Source organism: Roseibium sp. MB-4 (assembly GCF_053005265.1).
On the sequence record NZ_JBRKQB010000001.1, the window covers coordinates 1,682,859 to 1,699,652 of the forward strand.

Genomic DNA, 16,794 nt, shown 5'->3' on the forward strand with positions numbered 1-16,794 from the left:
ATTTCAGATAATTGCCCAGTTTGCGGCGCGCTCCTGAGAGCTCTTCCACGGCAGACCTGACAAAATTGCCGATCCAATCGGCAGGAATCACCGCGAATACCGGGCGATTCTGTCAATTTGAGCCGACGCCGGTTAACCGAATTCCAGATGAAAGCTTCACTTTTGCCATATTGCAATGCAATATAAGCTATCTAACAACCGAGCGCGCTGACCGAACCTGGAACAAATATGAGTAATTTCAGCGATGTAATGGACTATCTAGGCCTGTCTCAGGATGAGGCTGCCCGCGTCCTCAATTCATCTGCAGACGAAATTGTTCGCTGGCGCAACACAAACGAAGCACCGCCACTGCACATCTGGCAGTCCCTGGTGCAGATGCTCGACGACGTGCGCCGCTCCGCCGAAGAGGCTGCAAAATCCGCCGATCTCGATCATCTGGAGGCGTCCGACCTCAACAAGGTCAGGCTGAACATGCCGAGCCAGATGTCCTCCGATCTAGCCGGCCCAAAGCGCGCCGCCACCGCCCTCGCCGTTGCCACCCTTGCCCGGGTTTTTGTCTGAGGCTGCAGAGCAGAGAATTAAACCGATTAGAAAAGTGTGCAAAGCGGCTTGATTCCGGACCGTTCCCGCCTTTGGCAGTGCCCGCTTTTCTGCTAACACTTGTGCCGGTGCGGCGCTCCATCAGACCGCAGGAAATCCCCTGACCTTGCCACTCGGCAGATGGCCAGACCCTCAAAAAACCGCTTCTTCAAGGCCGCTGCCCATGTCCGCATCGCTCAAAGGCTTTTTGTTCGCTCTCAGCGGCTTTGCGATCTTTTCCACCCATGACGCCTTGATCAAGGCGCTCGGCGGCACGTATCCGGCCTTCCAGATCATTTTCTTCTCGGTCCTGTTCGCCTTTGTGCCCGTCTCCCTGATCATTCTGGCGGACGGCAAGGCGGACAATTTCCGCCCCCGGCGACCCGGATTGGTGCTCTTGAGATCAAGCCTTGCGATCGTTGCAATGTCCGGCGGGTTTTATGCCTTTACCGTTCTGCCGCTTGCCGAGGTCTATGCCCTCCTTTTTGCAACGCCGCTGCTGGTCACCGCCTTGTCCGTGCCGCTCCTTGGCGAAACTGTGCGTTTTCAGCGCTGGATCGCGGTCATTATCGGGCTGATCGGCGTGGTGATCGTCCTACGCCCCGGTGTCAGCGCACTGTCCGCCGGCCACATCGCCGCGCTTTTGTCGGCCAGCGCGAACTCGGTCTCCTCGATCCTGGTGCGCAAAATCGGCGGGCAAGAACGCTCTGCGGTTCTGATCCTTTATCCGATGATCCTGATGTTGATCGTGATGTCCATCCTGATGCCAAGCTCCTACCAGCCGATGGCCGTGGGCGACCTGGGCTTGATGGCGGCAATCGGGTTTCTGTCGGTGATTGCCCAATCGGCCATCATCGGCGCCTACCGGGCCGCGCCCGCCGCCGTTGTTGCGCCGCTGCAATACAGCCAGATCCTGTGGGCCGCCCTGTTCGGCGCGCTGTTCTTTTCAGAAACACCGGATTTTTATGTGGCGCTCGGCTCGGCGATCATTGTCGCGTCCGGCCTGTTCGTGGTCTGGCGCGAGGCCCAGGAAAACGTCTCCGCCCGCCGCCCGGTCACCCGCAGCGCCAGCTTCCGCTTCAACACCGGCTACGCCTCCAGCGTCAACCGGGCGGAGGACAACGACGACGACGAAAAGCCGGATTAAGTGTGAAGAGATTTCGAGGCTGGGGCGTACAATCATCTCCCAAACCTCTCCACCGTCATTGCCGGACTTGATCCACTGCTGTCCGGGTCAGCTACACGAGTGTTCTTTTTAGCATGGTTTTCCGCCTGTTCCTTCTTCCCCCTTGAGGGGGAGATGTCGCCGTGAGGAGACAGAGGGGGGTATAAGCCTTTCAAATTTCAAAGTGTTTGCTGTTTAGCGCGGATCGTCACCCCCCTCTGTCCGCAATTGCGGACATCTCCCCCTCAAGGGGGGAGACGGCAGCAAGCGGCAGCCTTCGTTTCATATCCTGTGGGGGCTGAAAGTTCGGAAATCTCTCTTGAACACAACGAGATACAAAAGAACCCGAAACCCTAACCGGAGTGCCGTGGATAAAGTCCGGCAATGACGGATGGAGATTTTGGATGGCTGGGGCGCATCCAACGACCGCCATCTCCGGGATGGTATAACTGCGTCGCAGGGGGCGTCGGCCAAATTCGATGGGCCGCCCCCTGTCGGTCTAGTCGGGAACAATCCGCGCTCTTGCAAACCGGAAATCGATTTTCAGCTTGGCAGCCTCGATCGCATCATGAAGGGCACCGCTCATGAAAATCGCGGATTTGAGTTTTGGGTCGACCCACAGATCGGGCCCCTCCAAACCCGCCACGGAAACAGCAATATCATTATCTTTTGGTTCTAAAGGCCCTCGCCACAGCTCGTGACCCGTTTTCTTATTCCGAGCGAGAAATGTCACTCGTTGGCTTTCACTTGGCACAAAGCAGTATTTCTGGGAGCCGAAATTCAGGAAATAAAACGGTCCGGACAGTTGCGTGGTCTTGTCCATTTCGTAGATCGGAAACTCGACAAGCTCGCCATCGCCAAGATCAAAGTCCTTGAGCAGTTCTGCCAGTTTTCCTTTTACGGCGATAAATCCATCCACCCAAAACAAGTCTTTGACCCGAGACCATCTTTTTTGATCAAAAACATAGGCGGATTCTACGAATTCTTCCCGGCTTAGTTTCTCGCCTTGCGAAGCCCGATTCACATTTTTCATATGTTCTTCGGTCGGCGCTCCCATTTCAAACTGAGGCGGCGCCCAATCCTGCCCGTAGTGCTTCTCTCGGATCCCGAGCTTGTTTCCCAGTAAATAGTTGCTTCGTACACTGCTGACCCAGATTTCCTCTGCCACGGACCTAACCTCCCAGAACGGTCTCCACCGCCTTGGCGCAGGCGAGAAGCTTCTCGTCCTGACCGCCCGGTGCAACCAGCATGGCGCTCAAGGTCTGGCCGGCGTTTTGGTAAGGCAGCGCGATGCCGCAGCCATCGCAGACATTGGCGAGTGAGGGATTGCGCAGAGCCAGAAGATTGAGCCGGTTGAAGGCGCCATCGTCCGCCAGATCCGCAATCTTCGGCGGGAGAATCGGCGTTGTCGGAAGCAGGAGAATGCCGCTGTCGACCTCCTCGGCAAAGGCCTTTATCAAGGTGTGACGCCGGTTCAGCGTCTGCCGGTACTCAACGGCGGAAATCTCTTCCGCCCGGCCCATGCGCGCATGCACCCGCCGGTCGAACTGGTCCGGTGATGTCTGGAAATGATCCTCGTAATGGGCCCGCGATTCCACCGAGGTCATGTGCCACGGCGGCACCTCTGAATAGAGGTCGATGACGGCGAGATCCTTTTCCACGACCTCAAAACCGGCTGCGCGCAGTTTTTCGACCACGGCCTTGAAGCCGGCCGCCACCGGTGCTTCAATTTCATCAAATCCGAAGTTTTTCGGCACCACGAGGCGAGCCGCCTTGGGCTCTGCGGGGACGGTTTCCCGCCCTGCCATCACCTGCCAGGTGAGTTCACATTCCGCGACGGTTTTTGCCATCGGGCCAAAGCTGTCGAGACTGTCGGACAGCGGCTTGCCGCCCGCCATCGAGACAGTGCTTTGCGTCGGTTTGAAACCGGTAATGCCGTTGAACGCCGCCGGGATGCGCAAGGAGCCGCCGGTGTCGCTGCCAATCGCAATGTCGCACAGGCCCAGCGCCACGGCGACCGCCCCGCCGCTGGTCGATCCGCCCGGCGCACAGCCTGGATAAAGCGCGTTTTCCGGCGTGCCGTAGTGCGGATTGAGGCCGAGCCCGGAATAGGCAAATTCGGACATGTTGGTGAGGCCGGTGAACATCGCACCCGCCGCATCCAGCCGGGCAATCGCGGGCGCATCCTCCGGTGCCGGCGGATCGTTTTTCAGAACGGTCGTGGCCGACGTCGTCACTTCCCCGGCAACGTCAAACAGCGCCTTGACGCTGACCAGTGCTCCTTTGAGCGGACCGTCATTTTCAGCCGCTTTCGCCATCTGCTGGCGGGCCCGGGTCTCCAGGAGCTTGATGTAGACATGGGCCGCCGCCGGGTCGCTCTTTGCCTTCTCCAGGGCTGCCTCCAGCCGCTGACCCACCGTTGCTGCATCCCAGGAAACCGCTGCGTTCATTTTCGCCCAACCCTTGCCAAAAGTTCTTATTGTCTGAACCTGATAGCACGATTGGCCGTTCTGAACAGGGGCCTTAAGTGTTTGCGTCCGTCTCGACCGGCCACGCGTCCTCAAGCAGCGCAGCGGCGATCTTTGCGGCCTCCATCATCTTGGCCTTGTCGTCATCGCCGTCCGTCAAGCGGGCGAGAACCACGGAGCCAAGCAGGAGGGCAAGCACGGCCTTCCCCTTCGGACCCCGTTTCCCCTCGCCCAGATTGAGCAATTGGACCGTGCGGTGAACCGCATTTTGCGCCGCGTCCTGAGGGGCCCCGTCCATCCGGACGAGTTCCGTGCCCAAGGCTGCCAACGGACAGCCTTTGCCACGCCCCGACAAATGATCTTCCGAAAGATACCGTGCGATGTAGGCGTCCCGCGCCAACGTGCGCGCTTCCCCCTCCGGAGCCTCTTCGCCCTCCTTCAAGACGTCATCGACCGCACGATCCAGCGCAGCTGAGATCAAATCTTCCTTTGAGCCAAAGTGTCTGTAGAACCCGCCATGGGTCAGGCCGGCGGCCTTCATCACATCGGCAACACTGGTCATCTCGATCCCGTTCTCCCGAAACAACCGGGCGGCTGCATCGACTATCTTGTTGTGATTTCGTTGTTTTTCTTCGTTCGACACACGCGGCATCAAAAGCCTCCGAAAATCTTCTTGACACTAATGATGACGTATATCATCTAATTTATAGATGACAACTATCATCATTAAGGATATCTCCCATGAAGACCCTTCCCAAAATTCTTGTGACAAGTGCCGCCGGAAAAACCGGCCTGCATGTCACCCTGCAGCTCCGCCAGCAAGACTATCCGGTGCGCGCCTTCGTGCGCCGGCGGGACCATCGGTCAGAGACGCTGGAACGGGCCGGTGCGGAGGTGTTCGTCGGCAATCAATATTCGCTGACCGATATGCGCACCGCGATGACTGGTGTGAGCCGCGCCTATCAATGCGCTCCGACGGCACCAAATGGCCTACACTTCAATGCCGTTTTCACGGCAGCGGCCCATGAGGCCAAGCTGGAACATGTCGTCACCCTTAGCCAGTGGCTCTCAAGTGCGGACCACCCGTCGCTGTTTACGCGGGAAGTGTATCTTGGCGACGTCCTGATCAGGATGCGTCCGGAAATGTCGGTAACCACCGTCAATCCGGGCTGGTTTGCGGATAATTACCTGATGGTTCTCGACATGGCCGCGCATCTGGGCCTCTTCACCATGCCGCTCGGTGCAGGGGATCAGAAGAAAAATGCACCGCCGTCGAACGAAGACATTGCACGCGTCGTGGTGGCGTCCCTTACCGATCCCGCAAAACATGCCGGTCAAACTTACCGTCCGACAGGGCCCGAACTGCTTTCTCCCAATGACATTGCCGCCGCCATGAGCCGCGCGCTGCGCCGCCGGGTACGCTACATGGACATTTCCGAACGGATGATGGTGAAGGCGCTCAAGGCTCTGCCGCCCTCCAATTACTCCGTTGCCGCCGTGACGCAGCTTGCCCTTTATGCAGACGAATACCGGCGTGGCAGCTTTTCGGTGAACGCACCGACCGATCACGTTGCACGGATTGGGGGACAAGAACCGGAGAGCTTTGAAGCGATTGTGCGCAAACATGCAGCCGGCCAACCCGGACTGGTGAAAAGCCCCTTGCGAAGCCTCGGCGCCATGGCCCGCTTTGCCAAGATCCTGGCAACCCGGCCGTTTGACCTGAAGCGCGCCGAAGCGGAGCGGGATTACGTCCAGTTGTCCGCGCAGGTGTTCGCACAAGACGATGCTTCCTGGCAGGCAACACATCAACCTGCATCCATCACCCTCCCCGCGGCCCGCGTCGCCTAAACCACTTTGAACCGACAAGGATTATCCCCCATGACCCCGCAATCAGAGCTCCTTAACCGCAACAAGGCGTTTGCCTCCAGTTTCGACAAGGCGGATCTGCCCATATTGCCGACACTGCAAACCCTCATCATCGCTTGCCTTGATGCCCGCACCGATCCGGCCCATCTCTTCGGGCTAGAGCTTGGAGACGCCGTCGTGATCCGGAATACCGGCGGGCGGGTAACCCGTGCTGTGATCGAGGAAGTCGCGACCCTGGCGGCTCTTGTTCGTGCGGCGACAAATGGCCAGGAGCCGCGGTTCAACGTCATTCTAATGCAGCACACCCAGTGCGGCGCGCAAAGGCTGGCGCAGCCGGAAATGCAGGCGATGATGAAAGAAAAGATGGGCATCGACGTTTCGGAATATGCGATCCAAGATCAACGGTCCGACTTGATGGGCGATATCGACCGCCTCTGCGCGGCTGTACAGGTGCCCGGCGGGATCTCTGTCTCGGCGACCCTTTATGATGTCGCAACGGGGCTGGTGGAGGAAATCGCCCCCGCAAAACCGCTTGAAAACTGGCGCGCTGAACGTGTCCCGGCTTCCGCGCCGAAAAGCGCCACGCTTTGAACCTCGCCTGAAAAACCTATGACACGTTTCTGAAAAACAAACGGGCGCGCCAATTGCGCGCCCGCTGCAAAAACAGTTGGACTGACCGGAACGATCAGTAGGTCATCATCGGCGCAAGGTCCTTGGCCTGATCGACCCACTTTGTGACCTGGGTCTCGCTCGGCACCTGCCGCACGAGGCTCTTTTCGTCGTTCACTTCTTTCATTTTCGCGGCAAGGTTCGCCGCATTGCGGTGCTTGAGTTCCTTAACGGTGTCCACACCGGCCGCTTCCAAAAGTTCGGAATACTCTTCGCCGACGCCGCTGATGCGCATCAGATCGGCCATGTTGGCCCATTTGAGGATGCGCTTGCCGTCAATGCCGGTTTCCTCTTCCAGCGCCTTGCGGCCCTTCGGGTCCTTTGCCCGCTCAAGATACGCTTCCGTTGTCTTGATGCCGATTTCGCCGAGTTTGGCCGCATAAGTCGGGCCGATGCCCTCGATCTCATCGATGGAATAAGACATCCTCAATTCACTCCCGTTGCACCGGCGGCCGAACCCTGGGGCACTTAGACGATCTGGCTCAGTCCCGGAATTTTCGCAATTACCTCATCAACAACGTCATCCCCGGCTTTTTCTTTAGCATAAGAGACGAGTTCTTTGACAAGCCCTTGTATTTCACCCATGCCGAGCCCGGCTTTGTTGAGCTCGTTGAGCGCGGCCATCGCCCCCATTGTGCCACCCATCATGTTGCCAAGGCCGCCCAGAAGGCCCCCGCCACTGGCACCTGCCCGCGCGGCCAGAAGATCGGCAGCGCCCGGCAAAGCATCGAGCACCTGCTGCATTTTTTCTGCCGGTGCTTCCTTGTTCAAAAAGCCCAGGATAATCCCGAGACCATCCTCGGCCTGCTGCTGTTCGATGCCCGCTCTTGCCATGATGCGGCTGATCAGTTCTTGCATGTTGTCACGTCCTGAAGATTGCGCCGGAGGCCTCCGGCAAGTTTGGAGTTGCCTCCCTATACAGGCTCGATGACAGCTTCGTCGACGGCATTTGGTCTAACACGCGCAATTTTCAAAAGACTGGGCTAGGTTGTTTCCGTAAGGGACGGATTCGGGGGACGAATGTGAGTAAGGACAGTCAGATTTTTGTTGGGTTCAGCGGCAAGGATGAAACGCTTTCATTGAAACTGGCCAACCGCCACGGCCTGATCGCCGGGGCAACCGGAACCGGCAAAACCGTTTCGCTGCAGATCCTTGCAGAAGGATTTTCCAAAGCCGGAGTGCCGGTGTTCTGCTCCGATATCAAAGGGGATCTTTCGGGTCTCGCAGCAGCCGGCACCTCCAAGGACTTCCTGGAAAAACGCGCCAAAGAGGTCGGGATCGACAAGACTTACGACTATGAGGCCGTGCCGACGGCCTTTTGGGATCTGCTCGGCAAACAAGGCCATCCGATCCGCACGACCGTATCGGAAATCGGCCCCCTGCTCCTGGCCCGGCTTTTGGAGCTGAACGACACCCAGGAAGGCGTGCTCAATGTCCTGTTCGAGCTCGCCGATGACGAAGGCCTGCTGCTCCTCGATCTGAAGGATTTGAGGGCCATGCTGACCCATGTGGCCGAGCGGGCCTCCGAGCTGTCCACCGTCTACGGCAACGTCTCGAAATCCTCAATTGGTGCCATCCAGCGGCGACTGTTGGTTCTGGAGCGTCAGGGTGGCGAGCATTTCTTTGGTGAACCGGCGCTCGACATCCGCGACTTCATCCGCACGGCCCCGGACGGCCGCGGCATGGTGAATATCCTGGCTGCCGATAAGCTGATGACGGCGCCGCGTCTTTATGCGGTGTTCCTGCTATGGCTGCTCTCCGAACTCTTTGAAGAACTCCCTGAAGTTGGAGATCCGGACAAGCCGAAGCTCGTTTTCTTCTTCGACGAAGCGCATCTTCTGTTCAACGGTGCTCCCAAAGCGCTTCTAGAAAAAGTGGAACAGGTGGTGCGTCTGATCCGCTCCAAGGGGGTCGGTGTCTATTTCGTCACGCAAAACCCGCTGGACATCCCCGAGACTGTGCTGGCGCAGCTCGGCAACCGGATCCAGCATGCCCTGCGCGCGTTCACGCCGCGCGATCAAAAGGCAGTGCGGGCGGCTGCCGAAACCTTCCGGCCCAATCCGGATCTTGATACGGAGCGCGTCATTACCGAACTTGGCGTCGGTGAAGCACTGGTCTCGACACTCGAAGGCAAAGGCATTCCCTCCATCGTCCAGCGCACGCTGATCCGGCCGCCCTGTTCGCAACTGGGACCCATCACCCAGGCGGAACGGCGGACACTGATCCAGTCCAGTCCCGTCTTCGGGCTCTATGAGCGTCAAAGAGATCGGGTGTCTGCCTATGAAGTCCTGATGAACCGGGCCGAAGAGACTCAGCGGATGGAACAAAGGCAGGCGGAAAAGGACGATAAGTTCGCGGAAAAACACGGCGAACCGCGCCGCACGCGTTCGGGTTTTCAATTGCCGGATTTTGGACGTGACGACCGTCCGCGCAGGCAAAGCCGCCAGCGGCGGACGCAGCGGCGCAGCCAGCGAGACACGGCTTTCGAAGCCGGTTTGAAGTCAGCTGCCCGAAGCTTCGGTACATCGCTTGGACGTGCCCTCGTGCGCGGTCTGATGGGATCCTTGAAACGCGGCAATTGATAAGAACGGAGAAACGGCGATGGCATCCCCGGAACTGCTGATCGAGCAGCGTGCCTTGACCGTCGGGAAATGGTCGAACCTGTTCATGGCGTTTGCCGGCATTCTGGCATCCTGGCTGTCCCGCTCGGACGCCATGCTCGTGGATGGGCTTTATTCGGCCGTCAACTTCGTTTCGGCGATTGCTGCTGCACGGATTGGCGCGCGCGTCGGTCTTCCCGCCACCCGCAGCCGCCCGTGGGGGCATGACTTCGATGAGGTTCTTTATGTTACCTTCCGCAGCCTCATTCTGATTGGCATCCTGGTCTTTGCAGGTTTTGTCTCAGGAACCAAGATCTGGACGTTTTTCACTGGTGGCGACGTGCCGGAGTTGGTCTTCGGACCGATAGTCATCTACTCGGTGGTCATTGTGGCAATCTGTCTTGCCCTTGCCTTCAATTATCACCGCGCATACCGCAAGACCGGCCAGCGCAGCGCGGTGCTGAAAACCGAATCCCGGGCCGCCATGATTGACGGGGCCTTGAGCGTTGGCACTGGCGCTGCACTCCTGTCTCTGCCCTTCTTGCAAGACACGCCTCTTGGACCCTATGTGCCGATTGGCGACGCGGTGATTGTGGTGCTGCTGATCCTGGTGATCATTTGGCAGCCACTCTCTTCGTTCCGCTCCACCCTGGCCGACCTGTCCGGCACCAGCGCGCCACGAAAGACTTACTCGAAGGTATCCCGCGTTGCCCGCGATCTTGCAAAAGAACATGGATACAAGCTGCATCGGGTTGCGGTGCTGCAAGCCGGGCGCATGCATTATGCCGCCATCTACATTGATCCGCTGAAGCCCATCGAGGCCCATGACGTCGACCTTTTCAAGGACAAGGTATCAGGGCGGCTTGAAGATGTGGTCGGGCCAACCCGCGTGGAGGTGATGGTCACCGCCCGCAATGGTCTCAAGACTTCCCCAGCGGCGGCAAGCGCTTAAGGAAAACGCATTGCGCCCCGCCCGATCTTGTGGCCTTTTATGCCCTTCTCAAGGCCGCTTGTGAGCCGGCCTTTCACATCCTGTTTCATAATTTAAGGACATGTCATGAGTTCCATCGACAAGGTATTGGCGCGCATTGATGCCGACCTGGACAACAGTCTCGATCGCCTGTTTGAACTCCTCAAAATCAAGTCCATCTCCACCGACCCGGAATTCAAGGCCCCGTGCCGGGAAGCTGCCGAGTGGCTGGCGAAAGAATTGAACGGCATCGGGATTGAGGCCTCCGTGCGCGATACGGAAGGCCATCCGATGGTCGTCGGACATCGCAAATCCGGTAAGCCTGGTCCGCATGTTCTGTTTTACGGCCACTACGATGTCCAGCCGGTCGATCCGCTGAACCTTTGGAACCGGGATCCGTTCGACCCTGCGATCGAAACGAAGGAAGACGGGACCAAGATCATCGTTGCGCGCGGAGCTGCCGATGACAAGGGCCAGCTGATGACCTTCGTGGAAGCGGCCCGCGCCTTCATCGCTGAAACCGGAGATCTGCCGGTCGATGTCTCCATCCTGTTCGAGGGCGAGGAAGAATCCGGCTCCCCGTCCCTGCATCCGTTCCTGGAAGCCAACAAGGACGAACTTTCTTGTGACATGGCGCTGGTGTGTGACACGGGTCAATGGGACGCCGATACTCCGGCGATTTCCGTCATGCTGCGCGGCATGGTCGGCGACGAAATCATCGTCAGGGCTGCCAGCCGCGACCTGCACTCCGGGTCCTATGGCGGGTCGGCGCAGAACCCGAACCACATCGTTGCCAACATCATTGCAGGACTTCACGACGAGAACGGCAAGATCACGTTGCCGGGCTTTTATGAAGGCGTCATCGACATGCCGGAAGAGGTCACGGCGATGTGGGACAAGCTCGGCTTTGATGTCGAGGAGTTCCTCGGCGATGTCGGCCTAAAACACCCTCGCGGCGAAAACGACCGCACCCCGCTGGAGCACCTGTGGACCCGCCCGACCTGTGAGGTCAACGGCATGTGGGGTGGCTACCAGGGCGCTGGTACGAAGACCGTCATTCCGGCCGAAGCCCATGCCAAGTTCACATTCCGCCTGGTTGGCGATCAGGACCCGGAAAAGATCCAGGACGCGTTTCGTGCCTATGTTCGCTCCAAGATCCCGGCAGACTGTTCGGTCGAATTCATTTCCAAGGACGGCAGCCCGGCGCTCCGGCTCGATTTCGCGATGCCGGTTCTGGAAAAAGGCAAGAAGGCCTTGAAAGATGAGTGGGGCAAGGACGCAGCGCTCACTGGCATGGGCGGCTCCATTCCGATTGTTGGTGATTTCAAGCGGATGCTCGGCATGGATTCCTTGCTGATCGGCTTCGGCCTTGAGGACGACCAGATCCACTCGCCGAATGAGAAATACAACCTCAAGAGCTTCCACAAGGGCATCCGGTCCTGGGCAAGGGTTCTCGATGAGCTTGCGAAGGACTGAGATTGAGCTCAAGTCTCCGGCCGCTAAGTGGCGGCCGGATTTCCCAGTTCGGAGAAAACCATGAAATCGATTTGCGTGTTCTGCGGGTCAAGTTACGGCGCGCTGGAAGACTACAACGACGCGGCAAAAGCAACCGGCAGGGCCATTGCCGAAAAAGGCATGCGGCTGGTCTATGGCGGGGCGCGGGTTGGCTTGATGGGCAGCGTTGCCGATGCGGCTCTGGAAGCAGGCGGCGAGGTGATCGGCGTTCTTCCGCACTCGCTAAAGGAAAAGGAGATCGAGCACCAAGGTCTGACCGAACTGCACCTCGTCAAGTCCATGCACGAGCGCAAGGCCATGATGGCGGACCTGTCGGATGGCTTTATCGCCCTGCCCGGCGGCGTCGGCACGCTGGAGGAGATCTTTGAGGTCTGGACCTGGGGTCAGCTGGGCTACCATCAAAAGCCCTGCGGATTTCTCAACATCAATGGCTACTACGACCACCTGATTGCCTTCCTCGATCATCAGACACAGGAAGGCTTTACCAAGAAAGAAATGCGGAACATGGCGCAGATCGCGGGCGCGCCAGAAGACCTCATTGCGCTGTTTGAACGATATTCTCCGCCATCGACACCCAAATGGATCAAGAAGGACGAAACCTGAGATCACGAGGCCGTCTGCCGGTTCTGAAGATTGAGACAAAATGCCCTGTGAAGAGTGTTAAAACTGACGAGCGGATGGTTTCCTCTATCCCATTGGTGGTGCTAAAACCCGCGTCGTGAAATTGCCTGTTCCCATGGCCGATGGAGTATCTTGTTTATGCGTGCGCCGATTGTTGCGTTCCTTCTGATTTCCGCATTTCTGACCACTGCCTGTACGCCGTCTGCGGACCTTGCAGCCCCGGAAGCTGCGTTCCGGACTTCCAATGTAACCCTGTTGCAAATCACCGAAGACCGGGTTGGCGGCATCACCGCAGAAACGGCTTATGCACCAAAAGCGATTGAGGCCTCCCTTCCTGGCTTTACCACCGAGGGCATCCAGACCGCCGTTGAAAACAACACAGAATGGGCATTGGCCGCATTCAACACTGACGGTTTTCAAGTCTTGCAGGTTTTCAAGGGACAGAATGGCAAGGTGCGCACCGTTCATGGCGTTACCCACCATTTGCAGGGCCCTAATGGCGAGCGCATTGGAATGACCTTCGCGGAGATCGGCACCGCGCGCGCTGATTGCCGCATTGGGCGCAACTTGTGGCGGGGTATGGCAATCTGCGAGTCAACCGGCCATCCGAATGTCGAACTGGTCTACGCAATACCGGGATACACCGGTCCGTTCGACGTGCTGCCACCTGCACAGGAACTCTTTGACGCGCAGTTGCAACGCATCCTTTGGACACCAAAGACCTAGGTTCGGACTCTAAATGAACTGGTTTGAGGAACGCCGAAGCCTTTGCGGCGAGCATTCCTCGTCCAAACGTTGCTGGTGACCTTTGCTGATTCTTGGCGTAAAGCCATGGTCCTATGACTCATAGGACCTTACCCGATCCAAGGCACCTTGCCGGACAATTGATATCAGGCAATCGGGCTGCGCTTGCCCGCGCAATCACGCTTGTTGAATCCAAAAAACCGGAGCATCGCAAGATCGCTCGGGAACTGGTGCAGGAAGTCCTACCTCGGACTGGCAAGGCGCTTCGCGTCGGCATCACCGGCGTTCCAGGCGCCGGCAAATCGACCACGATCGACACCTTCGGGTCCAATCTCACGGCAGCTGGCCACAAGGTTGCGGTTCTGGCGGTCGACCCGTCGTCCACACGCACTGGGGGCTCTATTCTCGGCGACAAGACCCGCATGGCCCGGCTTGCCGTCGACCGGAATGCCTTTATCCGGCCGTCGCCGTCCGCTGGCACATTAGGCGGCGTTGCAGCCAAGACACGGGAAACGATGCTCCTGTGCGAAGCTGCCGGTTTCGATGTCATTCTCGTCGAAACCGTTGGTATTGGGCAGTCGGAGACAACGGTTGCCGATATGGTCGATTTCTTTCTTGTACTGATGTTGCCTGGAGCTGGCGACGAGCTCCAAGGTATCAAGAAGGGTGTCCTGGAAATCGCCGATATGATTGCCGTGAACAAGGCCGATGGCGATGGCGCCACCAGGGCAAGAGCAGCAGCCTCGGATTACCGCGCAGCGCTGCATATTCTGGCTCCGAAAACGCCAACCTGGAGCCCTCCCGTGATCACGATCTCCGGGCTTGCCAATGAGGGTCTGGACCATATGTGGGATCAGATCACGGTTTACCGCGAGCGCATGACCGCAAGCGGGGAATGGCAAAAACGCCGTGCAGACCAGCAAGTCTCGTGGATGTGGGATACACTGCAACAACGCCTGATGGAGTCTCTGAAAACAAATCAGAAGACAGCCAACCGGCTGAAGACCTTGGAAGCAGATGTGCGCGACGGCACAACGGCCGTGTCCGTTGCCGTTGACGAACTATCCACCCTCATGGGCTTAAACGATTGATTTGATTTATGAAGAATACTCAAAAAACGATACTTGTGACCGGTTTCACCCCCTTTCCAGGGGCCCCTGTCAATCCGACGCAGCTGCTCATGAAACGGCTACCAAAACGCCTCGGTGTGCATCAGCACGGCGTCGCCTATCACTTTGATGTCCTGCCGACGACATGGGAGGCCCGCTCAAGTGTTACGGATGCGCTGCGCCAGGAAGTCCAGCCAGATGCCATCGTGCATTTCGGCGTTGATGGCACCCGGAAGGATATCAACGTGGAGAACCGTGCGGTCAACAAAGCCATTCAAGTCCGGTTCGACAGCGCCGGCAAAGGCCCCGGAAATCCGGAGCTCGACCCGAAGGGCGAACGTGCGCGTACTGCAACTCTTCCCGCCGGACATTTGGCCACAGCGGCGCGGCAATCGGGAGCCTCAACCAAGGTATCTCAGAATGCGGGGACGTACCTTTGCAATGCCACGCTGTGGGATTCCATCGGGTCTGGCATACCGAGCATTTTCGTTCACGTTCCGCCGCTGCCGCGGACGAAATGGGATCCACGCCCGTCCCTTGCCTTGGTTGAGAACGCTGCGGTTAGTCTGCTGCAGGAGCTCGCTCGGCGGATGCGGTAAAACAGGCAATCAGGTTTTCGGCTTGCGTGACGCAATCCCGCGCCATTCGGCCAGCGAGACCGGCGCGTCCCAAAACACGCATTCCAAAGTAAAGCGCCAACAGGGCCCGCGCTGTTTCTCCGGCGCGGTGGCCCTCACGATCTGACGGGGTCAAATCATCTTCCAGGGCTTTTTGAAAGGCTGCCTCCAGCCTCATGGCCATAGCCTGCAACCTCTGTTCGATCTCCCCGCCTTGCGCTCCCTTGTCTGCCATGGCGTTACATAAAAAGCAGCCAAGCCGGTCGCCGTCTGTCTCGGCCATGTCCGCGATATTTGTCAGAAGGCTGAGGATGCGGTCCCGACCGGACCCGTTTTCGGGGTTACCCAAAAAAGCAACCGTCGAAGACACGACCTGTCGATCATAGCGGTCCAGCGTTGCCAGATAGACCGCGTGTTTGTCCTTGAACGCCTTATAGAACGATCCCCTTGTGATCTTCATGGTCTTCAGAAGACGGGTAAGAGACGCTTCCTCATAGCCAAGATCCCAGAACAGGCTCATGGCACTGTCCAGTGCTGCATCTGTCTCAAATTCCCTTGGTCTTGCCATCGGTTTGGTCAGCCTCCTTTAGCTGCCTTCCAAACATCGGCACCTTTCGGGCGGTTTGCAAGGATGATCGGGTACCGATCGCCAGGACACCATGGTATTTCAGGTGGGTGCTCTCAAGATCTCACAAACCGCTCACCGCTTCGTGCTTTGCAGATGATCACCCAAGTTCCCAATTTTAGTTCACCGGTGAGGGCAATTTTTTTTGATAAGTTTGGAACCATTTGGTTCCTTATTTTCGAAACGAACTCTCTTGCCGATTACCCTATCTTTCCTTGGAGTTTATAAAACATGTTTGCTAATCTGATCCGCGGCACCGTTGCTGCTGCTGTTGTTGCCGGCACTCTCGTATCCAGCGCCTTCGCTGCAGGTGTTGATGTCAACGCAACCGTCACCGGCCTGGCCCTGCGCGGCGTTGACCCGGTGTCCTATTTCACCAACGGCGCTCCGAAAGATGGCGATTTCTCCATCACGTCGGTCCACAACGGTGCGACCTACCGGTTTACCTCTGAAGAAAACAAAGACCTTTTTGAAAAGAACCCTGAGAAGTATCTGCCGCAATACGGCGGGTTCTGTGCCTTCGGCACCGCGATGGGCGTGAAGGTAGATGGCGATCCGGACCTCTGGAAAATCGTTGATGGCAAGCTTTACCTGAACCTGTCCGAAAGCATCCAGGAGCGTTGGAACAAGGACACGGCCGGCTTCATCGAAAAAGGCGACGACAAGTGGACTGAAATCGAAAACGTTGATCCGTCCGAGCTGTAATACCTAAAAGACAAGAACTTACGACAGGCGGAGATGGCCTCATCTCCGCCTTTCTCGTCCCTGCACTTCCCGGCCGGCGGATCAGCCCCTTCAGCTCAAGGCAGTTGTCCTACGGCTCAGTTCTCCCGCGTGCTCATGGAGAAAATGCCGAAGCGCCATGAACAATTCCTTCGCATGGGCCTTGTCCCCACGATCAAGGGCGTCACGAATGTCGTCCTCAATCATGCGCACAATCTTATCCGCGCCCTTTGGTTGATGCAGAAGATAAGCACCGAGTGCTGCCGCCGCGATTTCGCTGATATGCTCGTGTTCGGCAAGAGCAAGGATTTCAGCCTCGTCCAGATCGGACATGCCGATGCAGTCCTGAATGGTAATCATTATCGGATCCTCCACCCATAGCCGGCAAAGAATATCAAACCGCACAGAGTGCGTCAAAATCAGGAACATCACGCAATCGGCACACTGCTTGCTCTTTTGAACTCCAAAACAACTCGATTTTCCGTTTTGGAGCTGATCCGTGACAAAAGACGCCAGAATATGC

19 protein-coding genes are annotated in these 16,794 nt (G+C 57.9%); 12 read left to right on the top strand and 7 right to left on the bottom strand.

The window, feature by feature from the left end:
- The first annotated feature begins 228 nt into the window (after positions 1-228).
- Positions 229-561, top strand: coding sequence for a hypothetical protein (locus ACVDG4_RS07855; protein WP_447234622.1), 333 nt, complete (start codon positions 229-231; stop codon positions 559-561).
- 202 nt (positions 562-763) lie between these two features.
- Positions 764-1,726, top strand: a complete 963-nt coding sequence (locus tag ACVDG4_RS07860; protein ID WP_447234623.1) for a DMT family transporter — start codon at positions 764-766, stop codon at positions 1,724-1,726.
- A 517-nt stretch (positions 1,727-2,243) separates the two neighbouring features.
- Here the strand turns inward: ACVDG4_RS07860 and ACVDG4_RS07865 are convergent.
- The 3 genes from ACVDG4_RS07865 to ACVDG4_RS07875 all read right to left on the bottom strand — a co-directional run bounded on the left by ACVDG4_RS07865 (position 2,244) and on the right by ACVDG4_RS07875 (position 4,864).
- A complete protein-coding gene (locus ACVDG4_RS07865) occupies positions 2,244-2,912 on the bottom strand; it encodes a hypothetical protein (RefSeq protein ID WP_447234624.1) in 669 nt (222 codons plus the stop codon).
- 4 nt (positions 2,913-2,916) lie between these two features.
- Entirely contained in the window at positions 2,917-4,194 is a 1,278-nt protein-coding gene (locus tag ACVDG4_RS07870) for an amidase family protein (protein WP_447234625.1), read from the bottom strand.
- Between the two features lie 73 nt (positions 4,195-4,267).
- Positions 4,268-4,864, bottom strand: a complete 597-nt coding sequence (locus ACVDG4_RS07875) for a TetR/AcrR family transcriptional regulator (protein WP_447234626.1) — start codon at positions 4,862-4,864, stop codon at positions 4,268-4,270.
- Positions 4,865-4,953: 89 nt separating this feature from the next.
- Here ACVDG4_RS07875 and ACVDG4_RS07880 point away from each other — a divergent pair, with 89 nt between their 5' ends.
- Entirely contained in the window at positions 4,954-6,060 is a 1,107-nt protein-coding gene (locus ACVDG4_RS07880; RefSeq protein ID WP_447234627.1) for an NmrA family NAD(P)-binding protein, read from the top strand.
- Positions 6,061-6,090: 30 nt separating this feature from the next.
- On the top strand, positions 6,091-6,669 hold the full coding sequence (locus ACVDG4_RS07885) for a carbonic anhydrase (RefSeq protein WP_447234628.1): 579 nt from the start codon (positions 6,091-6,093) through the stop codon (positions 6,667-6,669).
- Between the two features lie 94 nt (positions 6,670-6,763).
- Here the strand turns inward: ACVDG4_RS07885 and ACVDG4_RS07890 are convergent, their stop codons facing one another.
- Positions 6,764-7,171, bottom strand: coding sequence for a DUF4332 domain-containing protein (locus ACVDG4_RS07890; RefSeq protein WP_209173100.1), 408 nt, complete (start codon positions 7,169-7,171; stop codon positions 6,764-6,766).
- 44 nt (positions 7,172-7,215) lie between these two features.
- Positions 7,216-7,665 carry a DUF2780 domain-containing protein gene (locus tag ACVDG4_RS07895; protein WP_447235097.1) on the bottom strand — a complete coding sequence of 150 codons (450 nt, stop codon included), beginning with the start codon at positions 7,663-7,665 and terminating at the stop codon, positions 7,216-7,218.
- Between the two features lie 104 nt (positions 7,666-7,769).
- Here ACVDG4_RS07895 and ACVDG4_RS07900 point away from each other — a divergent pair, with 104 nt between their 5' ends.
- The 7 genes from ACVDG4_RS07900 to ACVDG4_RS07930 all read left to right on the top strand — a co-directional run bounded on the left by ACVDG4_RS07900 (position 7,770) and on the right by ACVDG4_RS07930 (position 14,905).
- Positions 7,770-9,329: a helicase HerA-like domain-containing protein gene (locus ACVDG4_RS07900; protein ID WP_447234629.1), complete on the top strand. Its 1,560-nt coding sequence runs from the start codon at positions 7,770-7,772 to the stop codon at positions 9,327-9,329.
- Between the two features lie 19 nt (positions 9,330-9,348).
- The gene (locus tag ACVDG4_RS07905; protein WP_209173098.1) at positions 9,349-10,299 is read left to right on the top strand and encodes a cation transporter; all 951 of its coding nucleotides are present in this window, start codon (positions 9,349-9,351) and stop codon (positions 10,297-10,299) included.
- Positions 10,300-10,404: 105 nt separating this feature from the next.
- Positions 10,405-11,793, top strand: a complete 1,389-nt coding sequence (locus ACVDG4_RS07910) for a dipeptidase (RefSeq protein ID WP_447234630.1) — start codon at positions 10,405-10,407, stop codon at positions 11,791-11,793.
- A gap of 60 nt (positions 11,794-11,853) precedes the next feature.
- Complete coding sequence (locus ACVDG4_RS07915; protein ID WP_447234631.1) at positions 11,854-12,435, top strand: LOG family protein; 582 nt, start codon at positions 11,854-11,856, stop codon at positions 12,433-12,435.
- Between the two features lie 156 nt (positions 12,436-12,591).
- Positions 12,592-13,179, top strand: a complete 588-nt coding sequence (locus ACVDG4_RS07920) for a DUF1131 family protein (RefSeq protein ID WP_306150368.1) — start codon at positions 12,592-12,594, stop codon at positions 13,177-13,179.
- 113 nt (positions 13,180-13,292) lie between these two features.
- A complete protein-coding gene (meaB, locus tag ACVDG4_RS07925) occupies positions 13,293-14,288 on the top strand; it encodes a methylmalonyl Co-A mutase-associated GTPase MeaB (RefSeq protein ID WP_447234632.1) in 996 nt (331 codons plus the stop codon).
- An 8-nt stretch (positions 14,289-14,296) separates the two neighbouring features.
- Positions 14,297-14,905, top strand: a complete 609-nt coding sequence (locus tag ACVDG4_RS07930) for a pyroglutamyl-peptidase I (RefSeq protein ID WP_447234633.1) — start codon at positions 14,297-14,299, stop codon at positions 14,903-14,905.
- Here the strand turns inward: ACVDG4_RS07930 and ACVDG4_RS07935 are convergent.
- On the bottom strand, positions 14,868-15,491 hold the full coding sequence (locus ACVDG4_RS07935) for a TetR/AcrR family transcriptional regulator (RefSeq protein ID WP_447234634.1): 624 nt from the start codon (positions 15,489-15,491) through the stop codon (positions 14,868-14,870). The two genes, ACVDG4_RS07930 and ACVDG4_RS07935, sit on opposite strands and share 38 nt — an antisense overlap.
- A gap of 288 nt (positions 15,492-15,779) precedes the next feature.
- On the opposite strand from ACVDG4_RS07935, the gene ACVDG4_RS07940 reads away from it, so the two are divergent.
- On the top strand, positions 15,780-16,253 hold the full coding sequence (locus tag ACVDG4_RS07940; protein ID WP_133952966.1) for a YHS domain-containing (seleno)protein: 474 nt from the start codon (positions 15,780-15,782) through the stop codon (positions 16,251-16,253).
- A 90-nt stretch (positions 16,254-16,343) separates the two neighbouring features.
- On the opposite strand, the gene ACVDG4_RS07945 is transcribed toward ACVDG4_RS07940, so the two are convergent.
- Positions 16,344-16,631, bottom strand: a complete 288-nt coding sequence (locus ACVDG4_RS07945) for a hypothetical protein (RefSeq protein WP_133952967.1) — start codon at positions 16,629-16,631, stop codon at positions 16,344-16,346.
- Positions 16,632-16,794: the final 163 nt, after the last annotated feature.

What these genes read in the sequence shown, in the direction of transcription:
- ACVDG4_RS07855 (WP_447234622.1), top strand. Translation starts at nt 229, where the DNA reads ATGAGTAATTTCAGCGATGTAATGGACTATCTAGGCCTGTCTCAGGAT.
- ACVDG4_RS07860 (WP_447234623.1), top strand. Translation starts at nt 764, where the DNA reads ATGTCCGCATCGCTCAAAGGCTTTTTGTTCGCTCTCAGCGGCTTTGCG.
- ACVDG4_RS07870 (WP_447234625.1), bottom strand. Translation starts at nt 4,194, where the DNA reads ATGAACGCAGCGGTTTCCTGGGATGCAGCAACGGTGGGTCAGCGGCTG.
- ACVDG4_RS07875 (WP_447234626.1), bottom strand. Translation starts at nt 4,864, where the DNA reads ATGCCGCGTGTGTCGAACGAAGAAAAACAACGAAATCACAACAAGATA.
- ACVDG4_RS07880 (WP_447234627.1), top strand. Translation starts at nt 4,954, where the DNA reads ATGAAGACCCTTCCCAAAATTCTTGTGACAAGTGCCGCCGGAAAAACC.
- ACVDG4_RS07885 (WP_447234628.1), top strand. Translation starts at nt 6,091, where the DNA reads ATGACCCCGCAATCAGAGCTCCTTAACCGCAACAAGGCGTTTGCCTCC.
- ACVDG4_RS07890 (WP_209173100.1), bottom strand. Translation starts at nt 7,171, where the DNA reads ATGTCTTATTCCATCGATGAGATCGAGGGCATCGGCCCGACTTATGCG.
- ACVDG4_RS07905 (WP_209173098.1), top strand. Translation starts at nt 9,349, where the DNA reads ATGGCATCCCCGGAACTGCTGATCGAGCAGCGTGCCTTGACCGTCGGG.
- ACVDG4_RS07910 (WP_447234630.1), top strand. Translation starts at nt 10,405, where the DNA reads ATGAGTTCCATCGACAAGGTATTGGCGCGCATTGATGCCGACCTGGAC.
- ACVDG4_RS07915 (WP_447234631.1), top strand. Translation starts at nt 11,854, where the DNA reads ATGAAATCGATTTGCGTGTTCTGCGGGTCAAGTTACGGCGCGCTGGAA.
- ACVDG4_RS07920 (WP_306150368.1), top strand. Translation starts at nt 12,592, where the DNA reads ATGCGTGCGCCGATTGTTGCGTTCCTTCTGATTTCCGCATTTCTGACC.
- meaB (WP_447234632.1), top strand. Translation starts at nt 13,293, where the DNA reads ATGACTCATAGGACCTTACCCGATCCAAGGCACCTTGCCGGACAATTG.
- ACVDG4_RS07930 (WP_447234633.1), top strand. Translation starts at nt 14,297, where the DNA reads ATGAAGAATACTCAAAAAACGATACTTGTGACCGGTTTCACCCCCTTT.
- ACVDG4_RS07935 (WP_447234634.1), bottom strand. Translation starts at nt 15,491, where the DNA reads ATGGCAAGACCAAGGGAATTTGAGACAGATGCAGCACTGGACAGTGCC.
- ACVDG4_RS07940 (WP_133952966.1), top strand. Translation starts at nt 15,780, where the DNA reads ATGTTTGCTAATCTGATCCGCGGCACCGTTGCTGCTGCTGTTGTTGCC.
- ACVDG4_RS07945 (WP_133952967.1), bottom strand. Translation starts at nt 16,631, where the DNA reads ATGATTACCATTCAGGACTGCATCGGCATGTCCGATCTGGACGAGGCT.